Source organism: Burkholderia sp. Ac-20344, from assembly GCF_017104975.1.
Taxonomy (GTDB): domain Bacteria; phylum Pseudomonadota; class Gammaproteobacteria; order Burkholderiales; family Burkholderiaceae; genus Burkholderia.
This window is the reverse complement of the sequence record NZ_JAAGPP010000053.1, coordinates 31814-52062: the sequence shown is the minus strand read 5'-3', so window position 1 is coordinate 52062 and position 20249 is coordinate 31814. Positions and strand designations below refer to the sequence as shown.

Below are 20249 nucleotides of genomic sequence, written 5' to 3'. Positions count from 1 at the left end.
AGCGCGGCCAGTTCGCCGCGCGTCACCACCTGCTCGCCGCACCGCAATGCGACGGCCGCCGGCTCGCGCGCGGCCGATGCGAAGAAGCCGGCATGCAGCGTGCGCGGCCGCCCGGGCGCGGGCACCGCGTTGAGCGCATCGCGCATGCGACGCTGTGCGGACGGCAGCTCGACTGCGACCGGCAGCCGCCAGTCGCGATCGCACAGCGCCTGCACGAGCGCGACATACGCACCGAACATCGCATCGATCATGCCGTCCGGAAACAGGCCGTCGACGCTGTCCCACGCGAGCAGCGCGCCGTCCGGCACGCGATAGAGCTGATGGTCGAGCCACACCTGCGGCGTCTGCGAAATCATGTCGTGCAGATCGCCGAACACGCGCGCGAACGCGTCGGGCACGAACGGCGCATCGCCGAGATTGCACGAGAACACGACGGGCGCCGCGCGCGGCGCGCCTTGCCGGCGCGCATCGCGCAGCACGTCCAGCGCCGGATACGCGGCCTGCGCGATCGCGCCGTGCAGCCGCTGCTGGAACGCGCGCACCGTGTCGGCCGCGCTCGCGTCGGCGCGCATGTCGCATTCGACGAGCAGCAGCGTCGTGAAATCGGCGATCACGCGACCAAGATCCGGCGCATCGCCATGCCGGTCGAACAGCGGCACGTTGAGCAGGAACGCCTGCCGGCCGCTCCAGCGCGCGAGCACCGCGGCGAACGCCGCGCCGAACACCGACGACACCGTGACGCCGTGCTGCGCGGCCCGCGCCTGCAGGCGCGCGAGTTCGGCCGTGCTCAGCGTATGCGCGACGCGGCTGAAACGCGGCGCGCGAATCGTTCCGGCGCACGGGCAAGCGGCAGCGCCGGCCCTTCCGGCAGCGTCGCGAGCCGCGCGTGCCATGCATCGCGTGCCGCAGCCCGCGCGTCGCGCGTATCGGCCGCGCGACGCGCGAGCCAGGCCGGGAACCACGTCGACGGCGCGTCGGGCAACGCCGACGGCTCGGCATACGCGGCGCCGATTTCCTGCATCAGCAGCCGCACGCTGTCCACATCGGCCGCGAGCAGGTCGACGCTCAGCCACACGCGATCCTCGCCGCCGGGCATCTGCACGAGCCCCATCATGAAGACCTGTGCATGCTCGACGTCGAGACATTCGTGCGACCGGAACGCACGCAGCGACACCCATTCGGTTTCCGCATCGGCGGCTGCCCTGTCGCGCCAGTCCGCATGCGCGAACACCGGCGCGTCCGGCGCCGCGACGATCTGCTGGCGGCCACCGGTGAAGCGCGCACGCAGCATCGGATGGCGCTCGCGCACGCGCCGGCATGCCGCGTCGAGACGAACGGGATCGATCCCGCGGCTACGAAACTCGAGGAACGCGTGACAGCTCACGTTGCCGAGCACCTCGCCGTCGCCGCGGCCGAGCCAGTACGCCTGCTGCACCGCGGACAGGTCGAACGGCGCATGCACGTCGACATCGGCAACCTCGATAGCTTCGACGTCAGACGCCGCGGGCGCGATGCGCGGCGCATTCGCGAGCAGCTCGGCCCACGCGCCGAGCGTCGGCGTGCGCGCAAGCGCATCGAACGTCAGCGCGTAGCCGAGCCGGTTCACGCGCGTCTGCAGATACATCAGCCGGATCGAATCGAGGCCGCAGCTCAGCAGGTCCTCGTCATCGTCGAGCGACGCGATTTCGTCGACGGGCTCGTCGAGCAGCTCGGCGATCATCGCGACGAGCTGCGAGCGAAAGGCAATGGGAGAAAAACAGGAAGGATCGGAATGATCGATTCTTGAATCGACAGCGGTCTGGCTCATGGGCACGCCTTGTATGGGTCGTTAGATGGCGGATCCGCGCGGCGGCGGCCACCCGTGAATGAGAATCTATCTCATTCACACCCATGAGCCCGGTCGATTGCTTTAGGCGGCCGGTCAGTTGTTTTAGATTGCCGCGCTCTCCAGTTCGACGTCGTCGATCGCGTTCGAAGACGCCCGAATATCGCTCGGCGAAATGCCGTAGCGCTTGCGGAACGCGATCGAAAAATGCGCGGGGCTGTAGCCGACGCGGTACGCGACGGTCGACACGTTCGCGTCCTCCGCGCACAGCATCGCGTGCGCGGTCCGCAGCCGGTATTCCTGCAGGTACGCATACACGCTCGTGCCGAACACCTTGCGAAAACCGGCCGTCAGCTTGCGCGAATTCATCCCCACCCGGCTCGCGAGCGCGTCGAGCGTCGGCGGCTGCTGGAGCTCGCGCGTCAGGATGTCGCTCGCCGCGTACACGCGCTCGACATCCGACGACGTGACGCGCACGTCCGCCGGCGCGAACTGCCGCTGCGTCGCCAGCAGCTGCGCGCTCAGCGCGGTCAGCTCGAACGCCTTGGCCTTCAGGTAGTACTCGCGCACCGCGCCCTCGAACGGGCACGTCGCGATCTGCACCGCGAGCGCCTGCAGCGCCTTCGACGCCGGGCAACTGACGATGCGCGGATCGCCGCCCGTCGGCGCGAGCATCTTCTCCGGCAGCAGGCTCAGGTTGCGGTCGAGCGCATCGAGGCCGAGCTGCACGATCGTGTAGCGCAGCGGCGTGTCGCGGTCGTAGATCTGGTGCGTCGTGAATTCGCCGTCGTTGGCGATCACGCACAGGCCCGGCCCCTTGATGCATTGCTCGGGCTGGCCCGGCACGCGGCAGCGCAACTGCCCGCTCTGCACGAGGACGAGCTTCAGCCCTTTTTCGAGCGGCTCCTCGTACCAGTCGCGGCTGTCCGAGCACAGCGTGCCGCTCATGAGTTTCATGCCCGCGTCGATGTGCACCACGCCCGGATGATTGCCGGGCACGAGCACCGGCGGGTGACGTCGTGACGAAGCGAAGGAGGTCGAGCTCATCGGAGGTCCGTTGGTTAGGCGGCACGCGCGGCCCGGCGCGCGCCGGCGGCAACCGGCCGATTGTCCGGCCGGGCCGGGCGGGCGCCGCGCGACAGGCGCCCGATCGAATGAAATTGCCGCGATATCGAAAGAAACGGCGTTATCGCGGCACTTGTTACAAATGATAATACCTCTCATTTACATTTTCTGACAACTTGCCGGAACCCAAGGTCAGCGCATGCAATCCTCCCTTCCCTCCATGGCGCCGGCCCTCCCGGCCGACGCGCCCGACTGGCCCGACGACTTCGCGCGCCGCTATCGCGACGCCGGCTATTGGCAAGACACGACTTTCTTCGATGCGCTCGACGCGCAAGCGCAGCGCGATCCCGATGCGCTCGCCATCGTCGACGGCGCCTGCCGGCTCAGCTATCGCGACCTGCTGGCGCGCATCCGCCAGCTTGCGGGCGGCCTCGCGCGTCTCGGCCTGGCGCGCGGCGACGCGGTCGTCGTCCATCTGCCGAACGGCGCGCGCTTCATCGAGACGTGCTTCGCGCTGTTCCAGCTCGGCGTGCGGCCGGTGCTCGCACTGCCCGCTCACCGTCACTACGAGATCGGCGCGTTCTGCCGCTTTGCCGGCGCGCGTGCGTATCTGTGCGCGGCGCAACTCGGCGAGTTCGACTGCCGGCCGCTCGCGGCCGCGCTGCAGGCCGACTGCCCGACGCTCGAGCACGTCGTGATGGCCGGCGACGATCACGCGTTCACGCCGTTCGATGCGCTGTACGACGCGCCGCCGCTGCGCGAATGCGCGGCACGTGCCGACGACATCGCGTGCTTCCAGCTGTCGGGCGGCACGACCGGCACGCCGAAGCTGATCCCGCGCCGCCACCGCGAATACCTGTACAACGTGCGCGCGTGCAGTGCCGCGAGCGGCTTCGATACCGACACCGTGTATCTCGCCGCGCTGCCGATGGCGCACAACTTCACGCTGTGCTGCCCCGGCACGATCGGCGCGCTGCTCTCGGGCGGCCGCGCGATCACGACCGGGCGGCCCGAGCCCGAGCAAAGCTTCGCGCTGATCTCGCAGGAGCGCGTCACGCATACCGCGCTCGTGCCGCCGCTCGCGCTGCTGTGGCTCGACGAACAGCCGCAACGGCAGGCCGACCTGTCGAGCCTGCGCGTGCTGCAGGTTGGCGGCGCGCGGTTGATGGACCACGCAGCCGCGCGCGTGACGCCCGTGCTCGGCTGCAAGCTGCAGCAGGTGTTCGGCATGGCGGAAGGGCTCATCTGCTGCACGCGGCTCGACGATTCACCCGAACGGATCGCGCAAACGCAGGGCCGCCCCGTGTCGGACGGCGACGAAGTGCGCATCGTCGACGATGCCGGCGAACCGGTCGCGCCCGGCGAGATCGGCGAACTGCAGGTGCGTGGCCCGTACACGATACGCGGCTACTACCGGCTCGCCGAGCACAACGCGACCGCGTTCACGGCCGATGGCTACTATCGCAGCGGCGACCGCGTGCGGCGCACCGCGGACGGCGACCTCGTCGTCGAAGGCCGCGACAAGGACCAGATCAATCGTGGTGGCGAGAAGGTCTCCGCGGAGGAAGTGGAGAACCTGTTGCTCGCGCATTCGCAGGTGCACGACGCGGCGGTGGTCGCGATGCCCGACCCGCTGCTCGGCGAGCGCACGTGCGCATTCATCGTCGCCCGCGCGCCCGCGCCGACACGGTTGACGCTGAAGCGCTACCTGCGCGACTGCGGGCTCGCGGCCTTCAAGATTCCCGATCGCATCGAGTTCATGCCGCGCTTCCCGGAAACCGGCATCGGCAAGACCAGCAAGAAATCGCTGCGCGACCTGCTGCGCCGCCAGTTGCAGGCGGCCGCCGCATGAGCGCACGCCCGACCGATTCGAACTGGATCCGCGAACTGCGTCTGTCGCCGTGCCCGCGCGCGCAGCTCGTCTGCTTCCCGCACGCCGGCGGCACCGCGAATTTCTTTCGCAACTGGAGCCGCGCGCTGCCGTGGGACGTCGACCTGCTCGCGCTGCAGTATCCGGGCCGCGAGGAACGTTTCGGCGAACCGTGCGCGGCGACGATCGACGCACTCGCCGGCCCCGCCGCCGACGCGCTGCAACGCTATGCCCACGCGCCGCTCGTGCTGTTCGGGCACAGTCTCGGCGCGGCGCTCGCGTACGAGGTGGCGGTGCGGCTCGAAGTGCGCGGTGCGGCGCCGCTTTACCTGGCCGTGTCCGCGTTGCCGCCGCCGCATCGTCAGCGCCTGTCGGACCTGCACCTGCAATCCGACGACGCGCTCGTGGCCGATGTCGCGCGACTGTCCGGCGAGCACGCCGCGCTGCTCGCCGATCCGGAGATGCGCGCGATCTACCTGCCGATGATCCGCCACGACTACCGCGCGATCGAGACCTATCGCCGCGACCGGCCGCCCCGCCTCGACACGCTGCTCGGCGTGATGCTGCCGCTCGCCGACTCCGAGCTCGACAACGACGAAGCGCACGCGTGGCAGGACGTCGCGTCGCGCCCGATCCGCATCGAGACGTTCAACGGCGACCACTTCTACCTGCGACACCAGTACCCGGCGCTGATCGCGCATCTGGTCGAACGGATCGACCAATCCCTTCGTTATGGAAAGGAGACCACATGAAGACACCGGACGCCTGCACGGGGCTTCCCGACATTCGCGAAGCCATCGATCGCCTGGACGCCGACATCATCGAAGCGCTCGGCCAGCGCATGCAATACGTGAAGGCTGCTTCGCGCTTCAAGCCCGACGAAGCGAGCATCGCCGCACCGGAACGGGTGGCCGCGATGCTGCCCGACCGGCGCCGCTGGGCCGAACAGGCCGGCCTCGACGGCAACTACGTCGAGACGCTGTTCTCGGGCCTGATCGAGTGGTACATCGCGCAGCAGACGCAGCACTGGCGCCGGCAACGGGGGCTCGCATGAGCGCCGGCCTCCCGCTGCTGCACGACACGTTCGCTCGCGCGGCCCGCCGCGCCGCCGACACCGGCACGCCGACGCTCGCATCGGTGTCGGTGCCGCTGCGTCCGCTCGACTTCTTCGACCTGATCGCCGCGTGGGACGACGGCGCCACGCCGTGGTTCTTCCACGAAGCCGGCGATGCAGCCGTCACCCTGCTCGGCTGGGACTGTGCGCTCGAACTGACCGCCACCGGCGATACGCGTTTCGCGCAGATCGATGCGCGCTGGCGCACGCTCGTTCGCGATGCCGTGACGGCCGGCCCGCAACCGCCGCGCCTCGTCGGCGGCTTCCGATTCGATCCGCGCGGCGCGCGCAGCGCACACTGGGCACCGTTTCCCGACGCAAGCATGACGGTGGCCAGGCTGCTGATCGTGCGCGAAGGCGATGCGCACTGGGCCGTCTGCCAGCACGTCGTCGCCGCGCACGACGATCCGGCCGCGCTCGCGCATGCGTGCCTCGCGCGCATCGAGTCGCTCGGCACGCTCGCCGCCGCCCGCGACGACGATGCCCCGCATCTGCTGCACACGCAGGCGCTGCAGGCGAGCGAATGGCAGCACGAAGTCCGGCGCGCCGTGGAGGCGATCCACGGCGGCGCGTTCGGCAAGGTCGTGCTCGCGCGCGACGTGCTCGAACGATACGCACGGCCCGTTGCCGTCGCGCCGCTGCTGCGCCGGCTGCGCACGCGCGACGCGCATGCGCACCTGTTCGCGGTCCGCCGTGAAGGGGCCTGCTTCGTCGGCGCCACGCCGGAGCGGCTCGCGCGTGTCGCGGCCGGCGACGTGCGCACGCATGCGCTTGCCGGGACGATCCGGCGCGGCGCCACGCCCGACGACGATCGCGCACTCGGCGCGGCGCTGATGGATTCCGCAAAGGAACGGCTCGAACACGCGCTCGTCGTCGACGCGATCCGCACGGCACTCACGCCGCTGTCGCGCGCGCTCGACGTGCCCGAGCAACCGTCGCTGCACCGGCTGCCGAGACTGCAGCACCTGAGCACGCCGATCCGCGCGACGCTGAAGGCGGACGCGACGCTGCTGCAGGTCGTCGCGGCGCTGCACCCGACGCCGGCGGTAGCCGGCCATCCGCGCGCCGCGGCACTCGACCACATCCGCGCGCATGAAGGCTTCGATCGTGGCTGGTATGCAGCGCCCGTCGGCTGGATCGACGCGCACGGCAACGGCGACTTCAGCGTCGCGCTGCGCTCCGCGCTGCTCGACGGCGGCGCCTGCCGGCTGTTCGCAGGCTGCGGCATCGTCGCCGATTCCGAGCCGGCCAACGAATATCAGGAGACCGAACTCAAGTTGTCGGGCATGCAGGCCGCGATCCGCGTGCGCGATGCGGCGGCGGATGCAGATGCACGTGGCCCGGCAACGGTTTCAGCCTCGTCGACGGTCGAGTGATACTTCGTCACGGAGGCCGCCCGCATCACAACAGCGGCAGCGTGAGCCGGATATGATCGGCGAACGCCGCCGTCAGGTGCGATGGCCGCTTGCGATCGAACTTCAGCGCAATACCCACGGCCGGCAACGGCGGCAAGCGCGGATCGCCGGTGACGATCGCCAGGTCGGCCGGTACCGCCGTCTGCGTCATCACCGCGAACGCCTGCCCCGAACGCACCAGCGCGATCAGCCCCGCGAGACTGCTGCTCGCATACGCGACGCGGTAGTCGCGGCCCGCGCGATCCAGCGCCTCGCAGGCCGCGATGTGATCGAGCGTATCGCGATCGGACAGCGCAAGCGGCAACGGATCGAAATGCGCGGGCGCCAGCCCCGGATAGCCGATCCAGACCAGTTGCTCGCGGCGAATGATGGCGTCGTTCGCGTCGTCGTCCGGCAATGAAATCATCGCCAGATCGACCGCGCGTTTCTCCAGCTGTTCGATGAGCCGCGGCGTCGGCCCGCAGACGACTTCGACGATCGCCTGCGGATGCTGGCTCGAAAACTGCCGCAGCAGCGAAGGCAGCCAGACCTCCGCGTAATCGTCCGGACATCCGAAACGGATCGTCCCCGACAACCCCGTGCCGCACAGGTCGGCCATCGCCTCGTCGTGCAGCCGCAGGATGCGCTGCGCATGCACGAGCAGCCGCTCGCCCGGATGAGTCAGCACCACGCCGCGGCCGGTACGCTGGAACAGCGGCTGGTCGACGACCTCCTCGAGCCGCTTCATCTGCTGGCTGAGCGCGGACTGGGTCCGGCCGACGCGCGCGGCCGCGCGACTGAGCGCACGCACCTCGGCGATCACGACGAACGAGCGCAGCAGGTCGATTTCGAGCGAAAGCCCCAAGGTATTAGCTCCTTTTCTACCTTGCATAAGAACTATTCGTTTCCATCAAACCAGACACGCGCCTAGACTGCAAGCGATCCCTGCCCCTCGCCCCTTTGCCTTTGTCTGGAGACGCCCGATGTCCCTGAACGACGACCCGACCTTCTGGCACAACGCCAGGCAGCACCTGGTCCGCTACGGCGGCACGTTCGAGCCGATGATCATCGAGCGCGCGAAAGGCAGCTTCGTGTACGACGCGGACGGCCGCGCGATCCTCGATTTCACGTCGGGCCAGATGAGCGCGGTGCTCGGCCACAGCCATCCGGAGATCGTCTCCGTGATCGGCGAATACGCGGACAAGCTCGACCACCTGTTCAGCGGGATGCTGTCGCGGCCGGTCGTCGATCTCGCGACCCGCCTCGCCGACATCACGCCCGCCGGGCTCGATCGCGCGCTGCTGCTCAGCACCGGCGCGGAATCGAACGAAGCGGCGATCCGGATGGCGAAGCTCGTCACCGGCAAGTACGAGATCGTCGGCTTCGCGCAGTCGTGGCACGGGATGACGGGCGCGGCCGCGTCGGCCACGTACAGCGCCGGCCGCAAGGGTGTCGGCCCGGCGGCCGTCGGCTCGTTCGCGATTCCGGCGCCGTTCACGTACCGGCCGCGCTTCGAGCGCGACGGCGCCTACGACATCCTCGCCGAACTCGACTATGCGTTCGACCTGATCGATCGCCAGTCGAGCGGCAACCTCGCGGCCTTCATCGCTGAACCGATCCTCAGTTCGGGCGGGATCATCGAGCTGCCGGAAGGCTATATGGCGGCGCTCAAGCGCAAGTGCGAGGAACGCGGGATGCTGTTGATCCTCGACGAGGCGCAGACCGGCGTCGGCCGCACCGGCACGATGTTCGCGTGCCAGCGCGACGGCGTGACGCCCGACATCCTGACGCTGTCGAAGACGCTCGGCGCCGGGCTGCCGCTCGCGGCGATCGTGACGTCCGCGGCAATCGAGGAACGCGCGCACGAACTCGGCTACCTGTTCTACACGACGCACGTGTCGGATCCGCTGCCGGCGGCCGTCGGCCTGCGCGTGCTGGACGTGGTGCAGCGCGACGGGCTCGTCGCACGGGCGAACGTGATGGGCGACCGGCTCCGGCGCGGCCTGCTCGACCTGATGGAACGCTTCGACTGCATCGGCGACGTGCGCGGGCGCGGGCTGCTGCTCGGTGTCGAGATCGTCAAGGATCGCCGCACGAAGGAACCGGCGGACGGGCTCGGCGCGAAGATCACGCGCGAATGCATGAACCTCGGGCTCAGCATGAACATCGTGCAGTTGCCCGGCATGGGCGGCGTGTTCCGGATCGCGCCGCCGCTGACCGTCAGCGAAGCGGAAATCGACCTCGGGTTGTCGTTGCTCGAGCAGGCGCTCCGGCGCGCGCTGTAACGGAACGCCAGGCGCAACGTCACGCGCCTGGAAACCGAGTCAAGCTTCCCGGTCCGAAATACGCTGCGCAATTCGTCGTGATTGTGTACGTTGAGCCGGCGATAGCTCTTGCGAACATGATCGACGACCGTGCTGTCGCGCAGCGCGAAGTCACGCGCAATCTCGCTGCGCGAGCGGCCCAGCACGAGCTGCACACAGAGTTCGCGTTGCCGCTCGGTCAGGCCGAACGCGAAACCGAGTCGTTCGACCCTCAGCCTGAGCGGCGGAAAGTGTTCGATATAGATCACGATCGCGTCGGTACATCGATACGCATTGAAGCGGAATCGCCCCGCCTGGGTGCGGCGCTCGCGCGTCGCGGGTGGCGCCGGGTAGCCGTGCCAGATCCGGTTGAGGTTCGACCGCAGCGGCGCGAGCCAGTCCGGCAGGCGTTCGTGACGGTAGAACGCGAGCGGCTCGCCGGTCGCGAGCGCCAGCATCCGGATCTGCGGCAGTAGCAGTGGGTGTCCGGCTCGGCATGGTCGCTCGTGTATCGGGTGGGGGTAGCGTTGGCGCGACCATGCACGGCCGACGGATAGACGGCGCGCGGAAGCGCGCCCGGCGTTCCTTCATGCCGAGCGCGACATGCTGAAAAACACGAACCGCATCCGGCCGTGTTGGGGGGTACGTACGTGCCTGCCATCGCGCCGCCCGCCCGTTGCAGGCCGGCGGCATCCTGCATCACTCGTGCAAACGAGCCGGCCTGATCCGGTCGTCGGCAAGCCTCAGCCCGCTTCAGCCGCCCACGCTTGCGCATCGGCGCCGGCCGGAATGCGCATCGGGCTCGACGGATCGGTCGCTGCACGCCACACGGCTTCGGCAACGTCCTGCGCACGGGTGATCGGCGCGGATTCGTCGACCAGGCGCGCAAATGTCGCCGCGGCAAATTCCGCGTAAGCTTCGTGCTCGAAGCCGTACATGTTCGCGCGCGCGTTGTCGGCGAAGCGCGTATCGGGCGCACGGCCCGGCAGCACGAGATGCGCGCGCACGCCGAACGGCGCGAGTTCGAGCGCCATCGATTCGGTGTACGCATTGACTGCCGCCTTGCTGGCCCGATAGGCGGCGAGCAGCGGAAGCACCTTCAGCGTGACGCTCGACGTGACGTTCACGACGACGCCGGACCCGCGCCGGCGCAACTGCGGCAGCACGGCTTCCGTCACCGCGATCGTGCCGATCGTGTTGGTCTCGAACAGCGCACGCACGGTGTCGAGCGGCATCAGCTCGGCCGGTGCGGCCGCACCGAAACCCGCATTGTTGACGAGTACGTCGATCGGGCCGGCGGCGTCGATCGCCGCGCGGATGCTGTCGGGGTTCGTGACATCGAGCGCCAGCACGTGCAGGTGTTCCGACGGCGGCAGAACGTCCTCGCGCGGCGTGCGCATCGTCGCGACGACCCGCCAGTCGCGGGCCAGGAAATAACGGGCGATCTCGAGGCCGAAGCCGGAGGAACAGCCGGTGATCAATACGGTCTTCATGCGAACTCACTCCTGTGACGTGTTGAGCATGTGTTCGTACGATAGATGGCCAGATCCGTATTCGCTACAATCGAAAATCCGATTTTCTTTTGCGAGAGTCCGGCGATGATCGATCCGCTAGCCGAGGTCGTGACACTGCTGCAGCCGAGCACGCGGTATTCCAAGCTCGTTCACGGCGCGAGCCCCTGGCGCATCAGCCGGACGGTCGCAGGCGAGCCGTTCTATTGCGCGGTTCTGGACGGCGGGTGCCGGGTCGCGATCGACGGGCATCCGCCGATCGATCTGCTGCCCGGCGATTTCGTGCTGATTCCGGCGGCCTACGGCGTCGCGATATCCAGCCTCGAACTGCCGCCACCGGGCGTCGAAACGGCCGCGCCGGTCGTGCTCGACAACGGCGAATACCGGATCGGCGACGCAGACCGCCCGGTCGACACGCGCATGATGGCCGGCAATTGCAGCTTCAGTTCGCCCGACGCTGCGCTGCTGGTATCGCTGCTGCCGCAATACGTGCACGTGCGTGGCGAACCACGCCTGACCACGCTCGTGCAACTGGTGCGTGACGAATCGCGCGCGCAACGGCCGGCGCGCGAACTCGTGCTGTCGCGCCTCGTGGAAGTCCTGCTGATCGAGGCACTGCGATTCTCGGCCGGCACGGACGCATCGCGCGGCCTCGTGCGCGGGCTCGCCGACAGCCGTCTCGCCGCCGCGATCCGCGGGATGCACGCGCGCCCCGCGCACCCGTGGACAGTCGTCGAGCTCGCGAAGGAAGCGGCGCTGTCGCGCTCGACCTTCTTCGAACGCTTCAGCCGCGCAGTCGGCGTCGCGCCGATGGAATACCTGCTCACGTGGCGCATGGCACTCGCGAAGGACCTCCTCCGCCGCGACGACGGCCGCATCGCGGAGATCGCCGGGCGTGTCGGCTACAGTTCGGCGAGCACCTTCAGCGTCGCGTTCACGCGCCACGTCGGCCGGCCGCCCGCGCAATATGCGCGCGACGAACGGCCAGCGGCGAACGAAACACGTTGAGCACGTGCGCCCCCTGCCCCGCGCGCCCCGTACACTATTCGTCACGCAACGACGACGCGCGACACATCCGATGACGACACCCGCGAAGGACATCCACACGACCGACCACTGGCTCGTCGCGCGACGCGATGCGGAAACCGGCATCGAAAGCCTGCATGCGCATTTCAACGGCCATGCGTACGACGCGCACGATCACGACGACATGCTGGTCGGCTTCACCGAACAGGGCGTGCAGCAATTCCAGTGCCACCGGTCGGTGCATACGAGCGTGCCGGGCCGCGCGATCCTGATCGAGCCGGGTGCGCTGCACGACGGCCATGCGCCCGAAGCCGGCGGCTTCACCTACGGAATGCTGTACCTGCCGCAAGCGTGGGTCGAGCGCGCGGCGCGCCGGCTGGAACTGCCGGGCCTCGGCGGCGTCGAGGCGTCGTTCGGCCATACGCTCGTCGATGATCGCGGCCTCGTCGACGCGATCCGGCGCGCGTTTTTCGCCATCCACGGCAACGAAGGCAAGCTCGCGCGCGACCAGACCCTCGACCGCCTGCTGATCCGGCTCGGCGGCGAACTGCGCGGCCCGCTCGCGCTGGAAAGCAGCGTCGTGCCGCCCGCGATCGCGCGTGTGCGCGATCTGCTGCATGAACGCATGGACGGCAACATCGGGCTCGACGAGCTGGCCCATGTCGCCGGGATCGACCGGTTCCGGCTGACGCGGCTGTTCCAGCGTGCGTTCGGCACGTCGCCGCACGCGTACCTCGTGCGCTTGCGGCTGCGCGCCGCGCGCCGGCTGCTGGCGGCCGGCCGCACGCCCGCGCAGGCGGCCGCGGACGTCGGCTTCGCCGACCAGAGCCACCTGGGCCGCTGGTTCCGCCGCGCGTACCGGATCACGCCGGCCGCGTACCGGCAGCTGTGCACAAACGTTCCAGACTGATCGCACGCGGCATCCGATCATGAGCGTCTCTACGAGGAGCAATCATGTTCGATACCAAGGTCGCGCTGATCGTGCGCGACGATCTCGCGGCGTGGCAGAAACTCAATGTCGTCGCGTTTCTCGCGACGGGCGTCGCGGCCGAAGCACCCGAAGCGCTCGGCGAGCCTTACGAGGATGCGGCGGGACGCCGCTACGGCCGCATGCTGGGCCAGCCGATGCTGGTGTTCGCGGCCGACCTGAACGGCCTGCAGGCCGCGCACCGGCAGGCGCTGTCGCGCGAACTCACGATCGTGCCTTACGTGCACGCGATGTTTTCGACCGGGCACGACGCCGCCAACCGCGACGTGTTTCGGGCCGGCGACGCGGAGAATCTCGACTTCGTCGGACTGGCGCTGCACGGGCCGAAGAAGGCGGTCGACAAGGCTGTAAAGGGGTTGGCGTTGCATGCGTGATGCATCGGCGTTCGAGTCGGCGATACGACGCTGTAACGGCTACTGCACGCCCAACAACTCCGGCTTGTTCCCGTCCAGCCACGTCGTTACATCAATCAGGAGCGCCGACGCACTATCGAAACACTCGCGAACCGCAGACGCCTGAACCACACATCCCCGGAGTAATCGGACAGATTGCGCTGCTTGCGCAGCGCGTCGAGTACGATCATGCGCTCGACCGGCAGGCCGATTGTCCGTGGAAGCGTCTGGATCGCCGTCTGATGGTGCCCCGGCCGACTCGTCAATGTACGAAAACCGTTCGCGTGCAACGCCAGCATGGCGAGTTGCATGATCGCCTTGTAAGCCGCATCAAAACGGTTTTCGTTGCTCAATCCGGCAAGCTGCGCATCCGCGAGATTTCGTTCAGCTGCTGACAGCAGGCGCGTTGCTTGTTCTCGGTCCGGCTGGACTGCATCGAGACTAATGCCGAGCAAGTTCTGCAAGGTCATGGTCGCTGCCAATTAAGAAAATCTTGGGTTTTCCAAGCACGTCCCGCAAAAAGGCGTCCTGCCCGGCGACGCCCTCACGAAACTCGCCCGGCGACATCACCTTGGGATTGATGTCCCGCCCCAATGTCGTCTGTGCGTCGTAAAGCAGCCGAACCACCGTTGCAAAGCCAACCGAGCCAATCACCATCACGTCGACGTCACTGTCCGCCGTCTCCTGGCCACGCGCGACGGAGCCGAACACGAACGCCACACTGATTTCCTCGGCGCAGGGCAACAACGCTTCGGCCAACACATCACCCATACCCGAGGTCTTTCGCATGATCGAAGCCAGTTCCTCGTAGATTGGACAATTTCGATTGGCGCGATAGAGTACCTGATTGCCTTGCCGATCCCGGCTCAGGATGCCTGCTTCGGCCAGCTTGCTCAGTTCCTTGTGCAGCGTACCGGGCGTCGTGCCCGTCAAACGGGCGATTTCGCGGACGTGCAACGCCTGGTCGGGCCGCAACAGGAGCAGGCCCAGCGCGCGGCGCCGATAGTCACCAAACAGGGTCGAGGCAATTGATCGTAGCATGATTGGCTACAATTGTAGCTCAAATGGCTACAAGGCATAGTCCGGGTCGCCGATTCTGAATTGACTCGGGTGGATCACTCATATGTAGCTTATTTGGCTACGATCAGAGCATATTTGGCTACGTATTTGCTCCGATCAGCACGCAGCCCTCCCCAACATGTCAACGCGCGACCGGGCACGACGCCGCCAACCGCGAAGTGTTTCGGGCCGGCGATGCGGAGAATCTCGACTTCGTCGGGCTGGCGCTGCGCGGGCCGAAGAAGGCCGTGGAAAAGGCCGTGAAGGGGCTGGCGTTGCATGCGTGAACGCTGAAGCCGCCCCGGCAATCCGAATCAGCGATGCGCGAGCACGTTGACGAGCTTGCCGAACGGGTCGCGCACATAGAACCGCCGCACGCCCCAAGGCTCGTCGGCCGGGCCGTATTCGACCGGAATCCCTGCCGCATTGACACGCGCGAGCGCTTCATCGACGTCGTCAACCTCGATCGACAGGTCGGGCGTCGGCGTGCCCGCCCCGCCCTGCGATGCGAAGCTGATCTGCACGTCCATCTGCTCGGCATTGCCGTAAGTCGCGATCCAGCCGTGGTCCATCAGCAAGTCGAGACCGAAGATCCGTTGATAGAAGCGCTTTGCGTCGTCGACCGAGCGTGTGTCGATATTGGCGACGATCCGTTTGACTTTCATCGGGTTCCTTCGCGAGTCGGGCTGTCCCGCGACGCTACACCGGATTCGCGTGCGCAACCCGTGCGTCAGCGGCCGGCCGCCTCCATGTCCGACCGCCGCGCCCGCGCGGGCCGCTCGACGTGCCTGCCGGCCAGCCATACGCCGATTGCAACGACGACGATGCCGAGATAGGTCGTCACCTCGATCCTGTCGCCGAACATCCATGCGGCCCACATCAGCGTCACGGGCGGTTCGAGATAGACAAGCGTCGCCACGCGCGTCGCGGGCATGCGCTTGAGCAGCGCCCACAACGACAGGTACGCGATGAAGGTCGAGAACACCGTCAGCCACACGACCGACACCCACACGCTCGGCTGGGTCGGCACATGCAGGTTGCCCGTGGCGATTCCGCACGCCGCGAACAGCACGAGGCTCACGCAACCCTGCACGAACAGCGGCAGGAACAGCCCGTCCTCGTTGCTGCGCGCGGCCGTCAGCGCGCGGCGCCGCTGATAGATCGTCGCGATCGACAGCCCCAGCGCGGACACCAGCGGCAGCAGGTACATGACGAGCCCGACCGACCCGGCCGGCAGCGCATACTGCCCGCCGATCACGATGCCCACGCCGACGAACCCGACGACGAGCCCGACCCACTGTCGCGCCCCGCTGCGCTCGCTGCCTTCGAGCGACGTCATCGCCGCGGTGATGAGCGGCTGCAACGCTGCGACGATCGCGGCAATGCCCGGCGGCAGGCCATGCTGGATCGCGATATACACGCAGGTCAGATAGAGAAACTGCGACAGGAAGCCGATCACCGCGTGATAGCGGAGTTTCTCCCACGTCAGGCGCCCGAGCTGGCGGTTGAGGACGATCGCCAGACAAAGCGTGACGAGCAGGAACCGCCAGAACAGCAGGTTGAACGCGCCGGCCGTCTCCGCGCCGAGCTTGGCGCCAATGAAGCCGGAACTCCACGACAACACGAAGACGAGCTGGAGCAGGAATAGCTGCATGGGGCGACGGCGCTCAGAAGGTGACCGGGGACAGACGCTGGTCTTCCAGATCCTCGGGGCGAATCGGTTCGAGCCCGAGGCGCCGGTACTGCAGTTCGGCGTCGTCCCTGAGGGCACGCTGCAGCGCCAGCCAGTTGACGAGGGTGCGCGGAATACCGTCGTCCGACGCGAGATGCCAGAAGCCGTTGCCGTCCTCGCGCGTGTACGGGCAGTGAAACGACAGCACGAGCGACATGAATCATTCCCCGGATACGGGCAACGCCCGACCGGCTGCCTGCCGTTGTCTGCCGGTTGACCCGAGAATATGGGATGCCCAATAATTCCGTCAATCGACATTACCTGAATCACTGATTCGGAAAAACGAAATCATGCCGCGCACCCTGGACGTCGACCTGCTGCGCACCTTCCACGCCGTTGCGAAGCTCGGCCGCTTCAAGGACGCGGCCGCCCATGTGAATCGCAGCCCGTCGTCGGTCACCGCACAGATTCAGAAGCTCGAGGAAATGGTCGCGCAGCGCTTGTTTACGCGAAACAACCAGGCCGTCGAACTCACGCAGTTCGGCCACAAGCTGCTGAGCGACACCACCGAGTTTTTGCTGAGCCACGACCGGCTCGTCGAATCGCTGTCGCCGCAGATGCTGACCGGCAAGTTGCGGCTCGGCATCCCCGATTCGTACGCCGCGCACTTCATGGCGGAATTCCTGCCGCGCTTCGCCGCCGACCGGCCGCTGCTCGAACTGACGGTCGAAGCGCGCTCCAGTGACGAACTGCAACTGCTGTTCTCCCGAGGCCAACTCGACATCACGATCGCCGTGGTGCCGAAAGCGCCGCCGCACGCCGAGCTGCTCGGCAAGACCCATCCGGTGTGGGTCGCCGCGCGCACCTTCAAGCTCAATCCCGATGCGCCGCTGCCGATCGCCGTGCAACTGCAGGGCTGCCCGTATCGCGACACCGCGCTGAACGCGCTGAAGAAGGCGAAAATCCCGTACCGGATGCTGCTCGAGAGCGCCAGTTCGCCGGCGGTCGAAGCCTGTATCGCCAACGGCCTCGCGGTCGGCCTGATCGAGCACGATCGCGTGTCCGGCAACCTGACGAGCCACGTCGCCGGGATCGTGCTGCCCGATCTCCCGCCGCACCAGATCACCATCCTGACGGACGACAGCAATCGCGCCGCGCTGCATCTGCGCGACGTACTGAAAAGCACGTTCAGGATCGGATAGCGAAGACAAGGCCGGGAACCGGCCTTGCATGAGAAAGCAAGGAAGGAAGCGCCGCCGGCCCGTTGCAGGCCGGCGGCATCCGGCGTCAACCGCCGAGGTACGCCTGCTTGATCCGGTCGTTCGCGAGCAGGTTCGCGCCCGTATCGGCGAGCACCACGCGCCCCGTTTCGAGCACGTAGCCGCGATCGGCCACGCCCAGCGCCTTGTTCGCGTTCTGCTCGACGAGGAACACCGTGACGCCTTCGTCGCGGATCGTGCGGATGATGTCGAAGATCTGCGCGATCACGAGCGGCGCGAGGCCGAGCGTCGGCTCGTCGAGCAGCAGCAGGCGCGGCTTGCTCATCAGCGCGCGGCCGATCGCCAGCATCTGCTGCTCGCCGCCCGACATCGTGCCGGCCCGCTGCGTCGCGCGCTCCTTCAGGCGCGGAAACAGCTTGAACACGTGCTCGATGCCGTCGTCGATCTCGTGACGGCTCGCGAAGAAGCCGCCCATCTTCAGGTTCTCGAGCACCGTCAGGCTCGGGAACACGCGCCGCCCTTCCGGCGAGATCGCCATCCCCTGCCGCATGATCTGGTGCGTCGACATCGCGGTGATGTCCTTGCCCTCGAACAGCACGCGGCCCGACGATGCGCGCGGCGTGCCGCACACGGTCATCATCAGCGTCGTCTTGCCGGCGCCGTTGCTGCCGATCAGCGTGACGATCTCGCCCTTGTTCACCTCGATCGACACGCCCGCGAGCGCCTCGACCGCGCCGTAGTGCGTATGGACCTGTTCCAGCTTCAGCATCACTCTTCCCCCAGATACGCCTTGATCACGCGCGGGTCGTTGCGGACCGCTTCCGGCGTGCCGATGACGATCGGCCGGCCGTGCTCCATCACGAGGATGCGGTCGGACACGCCCATCACGAGGCTCATGTCGTGTTCGATCAGCAGCACCGACACGCCGAACTCGCGGCGCAGCTTGTCGATCAGGTGCTGCAGCTCGATCTTCTCCTGCGGGTTGAGGCCGGCCGCCGGCTCGTCGAGCATCAGCAGGCGCGGCTCGGTGATCATGCAGCGCGCGATCTCCAGACGCCGCTGGTGCCCGTACGACAGCGTGCCCGCCGGCCGGTTGGCGACCGACGTCAGCCCCATCCGGTCGAGCCACACCGCCGCGCGCTCGAGCGCTTCCTTCTCGGCACGACGATACGCGGGCGTCGAGAACAGCCCCGGCAGCAGCCCCGCCTTCACCTTGCGATGCTGCGCGACGAGCAGGTTCTCGACCACGGTCAGCGACTTGAACAGGCGGATGTTCTGGAACGTGCGCACGAGGCCCTTCAACGCGATCTTGTGGCTCGGCAACCCGCCAATCGCGTGGCCGTCGAGCACGACGTCGCCGCCGGTCGGCTTGTAGAAGCCGCCGACGCAGTTGAACACCGTGGTCTTGCCCGCGCCGTTCGGCCCGATGATCGCGAACACTTCATCGCGGCGCACGTCGAAATCGATGCCGTCCACCGCGAGCAACCCGCCGAAGCGCATCTGCAGCCCGGCGACCTTCAACAGTTCTGCATTCGCGCTCATTGCGGCAGCTCCACGTGGGGACGGCTCGCGGGCAGCAGGCCCTGCGGACGCCACATCATCATCAACACCATCACCAGGCCGAAGATCAGCATCCGGTACTCGGCGAAGCCGCGCGCGACTTCCGGCAGCACGGTCAGCAGGATCGCCGCGAGAATCACGCCGAGCTGCGAGCCCATCCCGCCGAGCACGACGATCGCGAGGATCAGCGCCGATTCGATGAAGGTGAACGATTCAGGATTCACGAGGCCCTGACGCGCCGCGAAGAACGCGCCGCCGATACCCGCGAACGCCGCGCCGAGCGTGAACGCCGACAGCTTGATGCGCGTCGGGTTCAGGCCCAGCGACCGGCACGCGATCTCGTCGTCGCGCAGCGCTTCCCACGCACGGCCCATCGGCATGCGGATCAGGCGGCTCGTCACGAACAGCGTGAAGCCGACCAGCACGAGCGCGAGCAGGTACAGGAAGATCACCACGTGGTCGCCGCTGTATTCCAGCCCGATCAGTTCATGGAAGGTTTTCGCGCCTTCGACGCTGGCGCTGCGCGCCATCTCGACGCCGAACACGGTCGGCTTCGGGATGCCCGAGATGCCGTCCGGGCCGCCCGTGAGGCTCGTCAGGTTGTTCGCGAGCAGGCGGATGATTTCGCCGAAGCCGAGCGTGACGATCGCGAGATAGTCGCCGCGCAGGCGCAGCACCGGGAAGCCGAGCAGGAAGCCGAACGTCGCGGCCGCGATCGCGGCGAGCGGCAGGCACTCCCAGAACGACAGCCCGAAGTACTGGTTCAGCATCGCGTACGTGTAGCCGCCGACCGCGTAGAACCCGACGTAGCCGAGATCCAGCAGCCCTGCGAAACCGACCACGATGTTCAGCCCGAGGCCGAGGATCACGTAGATCAGCGCGAGCGTCGCGACGTCCACCGCGCCGCGCGAGCCGAAGAACGGCCACACGAGCCCGACCGCGAGCAGCACCCAGACGATCACGCGCTGCTGCTGCGCGCCCATCGCGGGCATCGCCGGCAGCTTCACCGCCGATTTCGCGCGCACGAGCCACGGCTTGAACAGCTGGAACAGGAACACGCCCGCGACCGCGATCCACACCGGCCGCCAGTGCGGCGTGAGCACCACCTGGTAACCTTCGAGCTTCAGCTGCAGCCCGAGCACCGGGATCGTGAGGATCGCCGTCAGGAACGCGGCGGCCACGGCATTTTTCAGCGACTGGCCGACCGACGCGTCGGCGGCAGGGCGGCGAACGGAAATGACTTGACTCAT

General features: G+C 67.7%; 19 protein-coding genes and 4 pseudogenes. 10 read left to right on the top strand and 13 right to left on the bottom strand.

Going from position 1 to position 20249, the window contains the following annotated elements; genetic code table 11:
• Window positions 1–1807 (bottom strand): annotated as a pseudogene (locus G3N64_RS18435) (condensation domain-containing protein); the annotation flags it as partial.
• Between the two features lie 123 nt (window positions 1808–1930).
• Complete coding sequence (locus G3N64_RS18430) at window positions 1931–2872, bottom strand: AraC family transcriptional regulator (RefSeq protein WP_205785219.1); 942 nt, start codon at window positions 2870–2872, stop codon at window positions 1931–1933.
• Window positions 2873–3089: 217 nt separating this feature from the next.
• Here G3N64_RS18430 and G3N64_RS18425 point away from each other — a divergent pair, with 217 nt between their 5' ends.
• From G3N64_RS18425 to G3N64_RS18410, 4 genes are read left to right on the top strand one after another with little or no spacing between them, the layout of a single operon-like run.
• Complete coding sequence (locus G3N64_RS18425; RefSeq protein ID WP_205785218.1) at window positions 3090–4742, top strand: AMP-binding protein; 1653 nt, start codon at window positions 3090–3092, stop codon at window positions 4740–4742.
• On the top strand, window positions 4739–5512 hold the full coding sequence (locus tag G3N64_RS18420) for an alpha/beta fold hydrolase (RefSeq protein WP_205785217.1): 774 nt from the start codon (window positions 4739–4741) through the stop codon (window positions 5510–5512). Before G3N64_RS18425 ends, G3N64_RS18420 begins: the two co-directional genes overlap by 4 nt.
• Window positions 5509–5814, top strand: a complete 306-nt coding sequence (locus G3N64_RS18415; RefSeq protein WP_205785216.1) for an isochorismate lyase — start codon at window positions 5509–5511, stop codon at window positions 5812–5814. The genes G3N64_RS18420 and G3N64_RS18415 overlap by 4 nt, the downstream gene beginning before the upstream one ends.
• Window positions 5811–7250, top strand: a complete 1440-nt coding sequence (locus tag G3N64_RS18410; RefSeq protein ID WP_205785215.1) for an isochorismate synthase — start codon at window positions 5811–5813, stop codon at window positions 7248–7250. Before G3N64_RS18415 ends, G3N64_RS18410 begins: the two co-directional genes overlap by 4 nt.
• A 25-nt stretch (window positions 7251–7275) precedes the next feature.
• Here the strand turns inward: G3N64_RS18410 and G3N64_RS18405 are convergent, their stop codons facing one another.
• Window positions 7276–8160: a LysR family transcriptional regulator gene (locus G3N64_RS18405; RefSeq protein ID WP_205785214.1), complete on the bottom strand. Its 885-nt coding sequence runs from the start codon at window positions 8158–8160 to the stop codon at window positions 7276–7278.
• A 91-nt stretch (window positions 8161–8251) separates the two neighbouring features.
• On the opposite strand from G3N64_RS18405, the gene G3N64_RS18400 reads away from it, so the two are divergent.
• Window positions 8252–9553 (top strand): aspartate aminotransferase family protein, encoded by a 1302-nt coding sequence (locus G3N64_RS18400; protein WP_205785213.1) that lies wholly within the window; start codon window positions 8252–8254, stop codon window positions 9551–9553.
• A gap of 128 nt (window positions 9554–9681) precedes the next feature.
• On the opposite strand, the pseudogene G3N64_RS18395 reads toward G3N64_RS18400, so the two are convergent.
• Window positions 9682–10029: pseudogene (locus tag G3N64_RS18395) on the bottom strand (LuxR family transcriptional regulator); the annotation flags it as partial.
• Window positions 10030–10314: 285 nt separating this feature from the next.
• Window positions 10315–11064 carry an SDR family oxidoreductase gene (locus tag G3N64_RS18390; RefSeq protein ID WP_205785212.1) on the bottom strand — a complete coding sequence of 250 codons (750 nt, stop codon included), beginning with the start codon at window positions 11062–11064 and terminating at the stop codon, window positions 10315–10317.
• A gap of 45 nt (window positions 11065–11109) precedes the next feature.
• Between G3N64_RS18390 and G3N64_RS18385 the strand changes: the two genes are divergently transcribed.
• The 3 genes from G3N64_RS18385 to G3N64_RS18375 all read left to right on the top strand — a co-directional run bounded on the left by G3N64_RS18385 (window position 11110) and on the right by G3N64_RS18375 (window position 13470).
• Window positions 11110–12090: an AraC family transcriptional regulator gene (locus tag G3N64_RS18385; RefSeq protein ID WP_205785211.1), complete on the top strand. Its 981-nt coding sequence runs from the start codon at window positions 11110–11112 to the stop codon at window positions 12088–12090.
• Window positions 12091–12160: 70 nt separating this feature from the next.
• Complete coding sequence (locus tag G3N64_RS18380; protein ID WP_205785210.1) at window positions 12161–13018, top strand: AraC family transcriptional regulator; 858 nt, start codon at window positions 12161–12163, stop codon at window positions 13016–13018.
• A 44-nt stretch (window positions 13019–13062) separates the two neighbouring features.
• Window positions 13063–13470: a DUF2000 domain-containing protein gene (locus tag G3N64_RS18375; RefSeq protein WP_205785209.1), complete on the top strand. Its 408-nt coding sequence runs from the start codon at window positions 13063–13065 to the stop codon at window positions 13468–13470.
• A 95-nt stretch (window positions 13471–13565) separates the two neighbouring features.
• On the opposite strand, the gene G3N64_RS18370 is transcribed toward G3N64_RS18375, so the two are convergent.
• Together G3N64_RS18370 and G3N64_RS18365 are read right to left on the bottom strand one after the other, a co-directional pair.
• Window positions 13566–13958 carry a DNA-binding protein gene (locus G3N64_RS18370; protein WP_241021077.1) on the bottom strand — a complete coding sequence of 131 codons (393 nt, stop codon included), beginning with the start codon at window positions 13956–13958 and terminating at the stop codon, window positions 13566–13568.
• The gene (locus tag G3N64_RS18365; protein ID WP_205785208.1) at window positions 13930–14529 is read right to left on the bottom strand and encodes a nucleotidyltransferase domain-containing protein; all 600 of its coding nucleotides are present in this window, start codon (window positions 14527–14529) and stop codon (window positions 13930–13932) included. The genes G3N64_RS18370 and G3N64_RS18365 overlap by 29 nt, the downstream gene beginning before the upstream one ends.
• A gap of 167 nt (window positions 14530–14696) precedes the next feature.
• Between G3N64_RS18365 and G3N64_RS18360 the strand changes: the two are divergent.
• A pseudogene (locus tag G3N64_RS18360) lies at window positions 14697–14834 on the top strand (DUF2000 family protein); the annotation flags it as partial.
• A gap of 27 nt (window positions 14835–14861) precedes the next feature.
• On the opposite strand, the gene G3N64_RS18355 reads toward G3N64_RS18360, so the two are convergent.
• The 3 genes and pseudogenes from G3N64_RS18355 to G3N64_RS18345 all read right to left on the bottom strand — a co-directional run.
• Window positions 14862–15212, bottom strand: coding sequence for a VOC family protein (locus tag G3N64_RS18355; RefSeq protein WP_205785207.1), 351 nt, complete (start codon window positions 15210–15212; stop codon window positions 14862–14864).
• Window positions 15213–15277: 65 nt separating this feature from the next.
• On the bottom strand, window positions 15278–16201 hold the full coding sequence (locus G3N64_RS18350) for a DMT family transporter (RefSeq protein ID WP_205785206.1): 924 nt from the start codon (window positions 16199–16201) through the stop codon (window positions 15278–15280).
• Window positions 16202–16214: 13 nt separating this feature from the next.
• Window positions 16215–16436: pseudogene (locus G3N64_RS18345) on the bottom strand (2OG-Fe(II) oxygenase); the annotation flags it as partial.
• 133 nt (window positions 16437–16569) lie between these two features.
• Between G3N64_RS18345 and G3N64_RS18340 the strand changes: the two are divergent.
• On the top strand, window positions 16570–17421 hold the full coding sequence (locus G3N64_RS18340; RefSeq protein ID WP_205785205.1) for a LysR substrate-binding domain-containing protein: 852 nt from the start codon (window positions 16570–16572) through the stop codon (window positions 17419–17421).
• Window positions 17422–17506: 85 nt separating this feature from the next.
• On the opposite strand, the gene G3N64_RS18335 is transcribed toward G3N64_RS18340, so the two are convergent.
• From G3N64_RS18335 to G3N64_RS18325, 3 genes are read right to left on the bottom strand one after another with little or no spacing between them, the layout of a single operon-like run.
• Window positions 17507–18208 carry an ABC transporter ATP-binding protein gene (locus tag G3N64_RS18335; RefSeq protein ID WP_039366289.1) on the bottom strand — a complete coding sequence of 234 codons (702 nt, stop codon included), beginning with the start codon at window positions 18206–18208 and terminating at the stop codon, window positions 17507–17509.
• Window positions 18208–18981, bottom strand: a complete 774-nt coding sequence (gene livG / locus G3N64_RS18330) for a high-affinity branched-chain amino acid ABC transporter ATP-binding protein LivG (protein ID WP_174915963.1) — start codon at window positions 18979–18981, stop codon at window positions 18208–18210. The genes G3N64_RS18335 and livG overlap by 1 nt, the downstream gene beginning before the upstream one ends.
• Complete coding sequence (locus tag G3N64_RS18325; protein WP_205785204.1) at window positions 18978–20249, bottom strand: high-affinity branched-chain amino acid ABC transporter permease LivM; 1272 nt, start codon at window positions 20247–20249, stop codon at window positions 18978–18980. The genes livG and G3N64_RS18325 overlap by 4 nt, the downstream gene beginning before the upstream one ends.

Bases quoted from the DNA above. Each gene is read 5' to 3' on its own strand.
- G3N64_RS18430 (WP_205785219.1), bottom strand. From the start codon at position 2,872: ATGAGCTCGACCTCCTTCGCTTCGTCACGACGTCACCCGCCGGTGCTC.
- G3N64_RS18425 (WP_205785218.1), top strand. From the start codon at position 3,090: ATGCAATCCTCCCTTCCCTCCATGGCGCCGGCCCTCCCGGCCGACGCG.
- G3N64_RS18420 (WP_205785217.1), top strand. From the start codon at position 4,739: ATGAGCGCACGCCCGACCGATTCGAACTGGATCCGCGAACTGCGTCTG.
- G3N64_RS18415 (WP_205785216.1), top strand. From the start codon at position 5,509: ATGAAGACACCGGACGCCTGCACGGGGCTTCCCGACATTCGCGAAGCC.
- G3N64_RS18410 (WP_205785215.1), top strand. From the start codon at position 5,811: ATGAGCGCCGGCCTCCCGCTGCTGCACGACACGTTCGCTCGCGCGGCC.
- G3N64_RS18405 (WP_205785214.1), bottom strand. From the start codon at position 8,160: ATGCAAGGTAGAAAAGGAGCTAATACCTTGGGGCTTTCGCTCGAAATC.
- G3N64_RS18400 (WP_205785213.1), top strand. From the start codon at position 8,252: ATGTCCCTGAACGACGACCCGACCTTCTGGCACAACGCCAGGCAGCAC.
- G3N64_RS18390 (WP_205785212.1), bottom strand. From the start codon at position 11,064: ATGAAGACCGTATTGATCACCGGCTGTTCCTCCGGCTTCGGCCTCGAG.
- G3N64_RS18385 (WP_205785211.1), top strand. From the start codon at position 11,110: ATGGCCAGATCCGTATTCGCTACAATCGAAAATCCGATTTTCTTTTGC.
- G3N64_RS18380 (WP_205785210.1), top strand. From the start codon at position 12,161: ATGACGACACCCGCGAAGGACATCCACACGACCGACCACTGGCTCGTC.
- G3N64_RS18375 (WP_205785209.1), top strand. From the start codon at position 13,063: ATGTTCGATACCAAGGTCGCGCTGATCGTGCGCGACGATCTCGCGGCG.
- G3N64_RS18370 (WP_241021077.1), bottom strand. From the start codon at position 13,958: ATGACCTTGCAGAACTTGCTCGGCATTAGTCTCGATGCAGTCCAGCCG.
- G3N64_RS18365 (WP_205785208.1), bottom strand. From the start codon at position 14,529: ATGCTACGATCAATTGCCTCGACCCTGTTTGGTGACTATCGGCGCCGC.
- G3N64_RS18355 (WP_205785207.1), bottom strand. From the start codon at position 15,212: ATGAAAGTCAAACGGATCGTCGCCAATATCGACACACGCTCGGTCGAC.
- G3N64_RS18350 (WP_205785206.1), bottom strand. From the start codon at position 16,201: ATGCAGCTATTCCTGCTCCAGCTCGTCTTCGTGTTGTCGTGGAGTTCC.
- G3N64_RS18340 (WP_205785205.1), top strand. From the start codon at position 16,570: ATGCCGCGCACCCTGGACGTCGACCTGCTGCGCACCTTCCACGCCGTT.
- G3N64_RS18335 (WP_039366289.1), bottom strand. From the start codon at position 18,208: ATGCTGAAGCTGGAACAGGTCCATACGCACTACGGCGCGGTCGAGGCG.
- livG (WP_174915963.1), bottom strand. From the start codon at position 18,981: ATGAGCGCGAATGCAGAACTGTTGAAGGTCGCCGGGCTGCAGATGCGC.
- G3N64_RS18325 (WP_205785204.1), bottom strand. From the start codon at position 20,249: ATGAGTCAAGTCATTTCCGTTCGCCGCCCTGCCGCCGACGCGTCGGTC.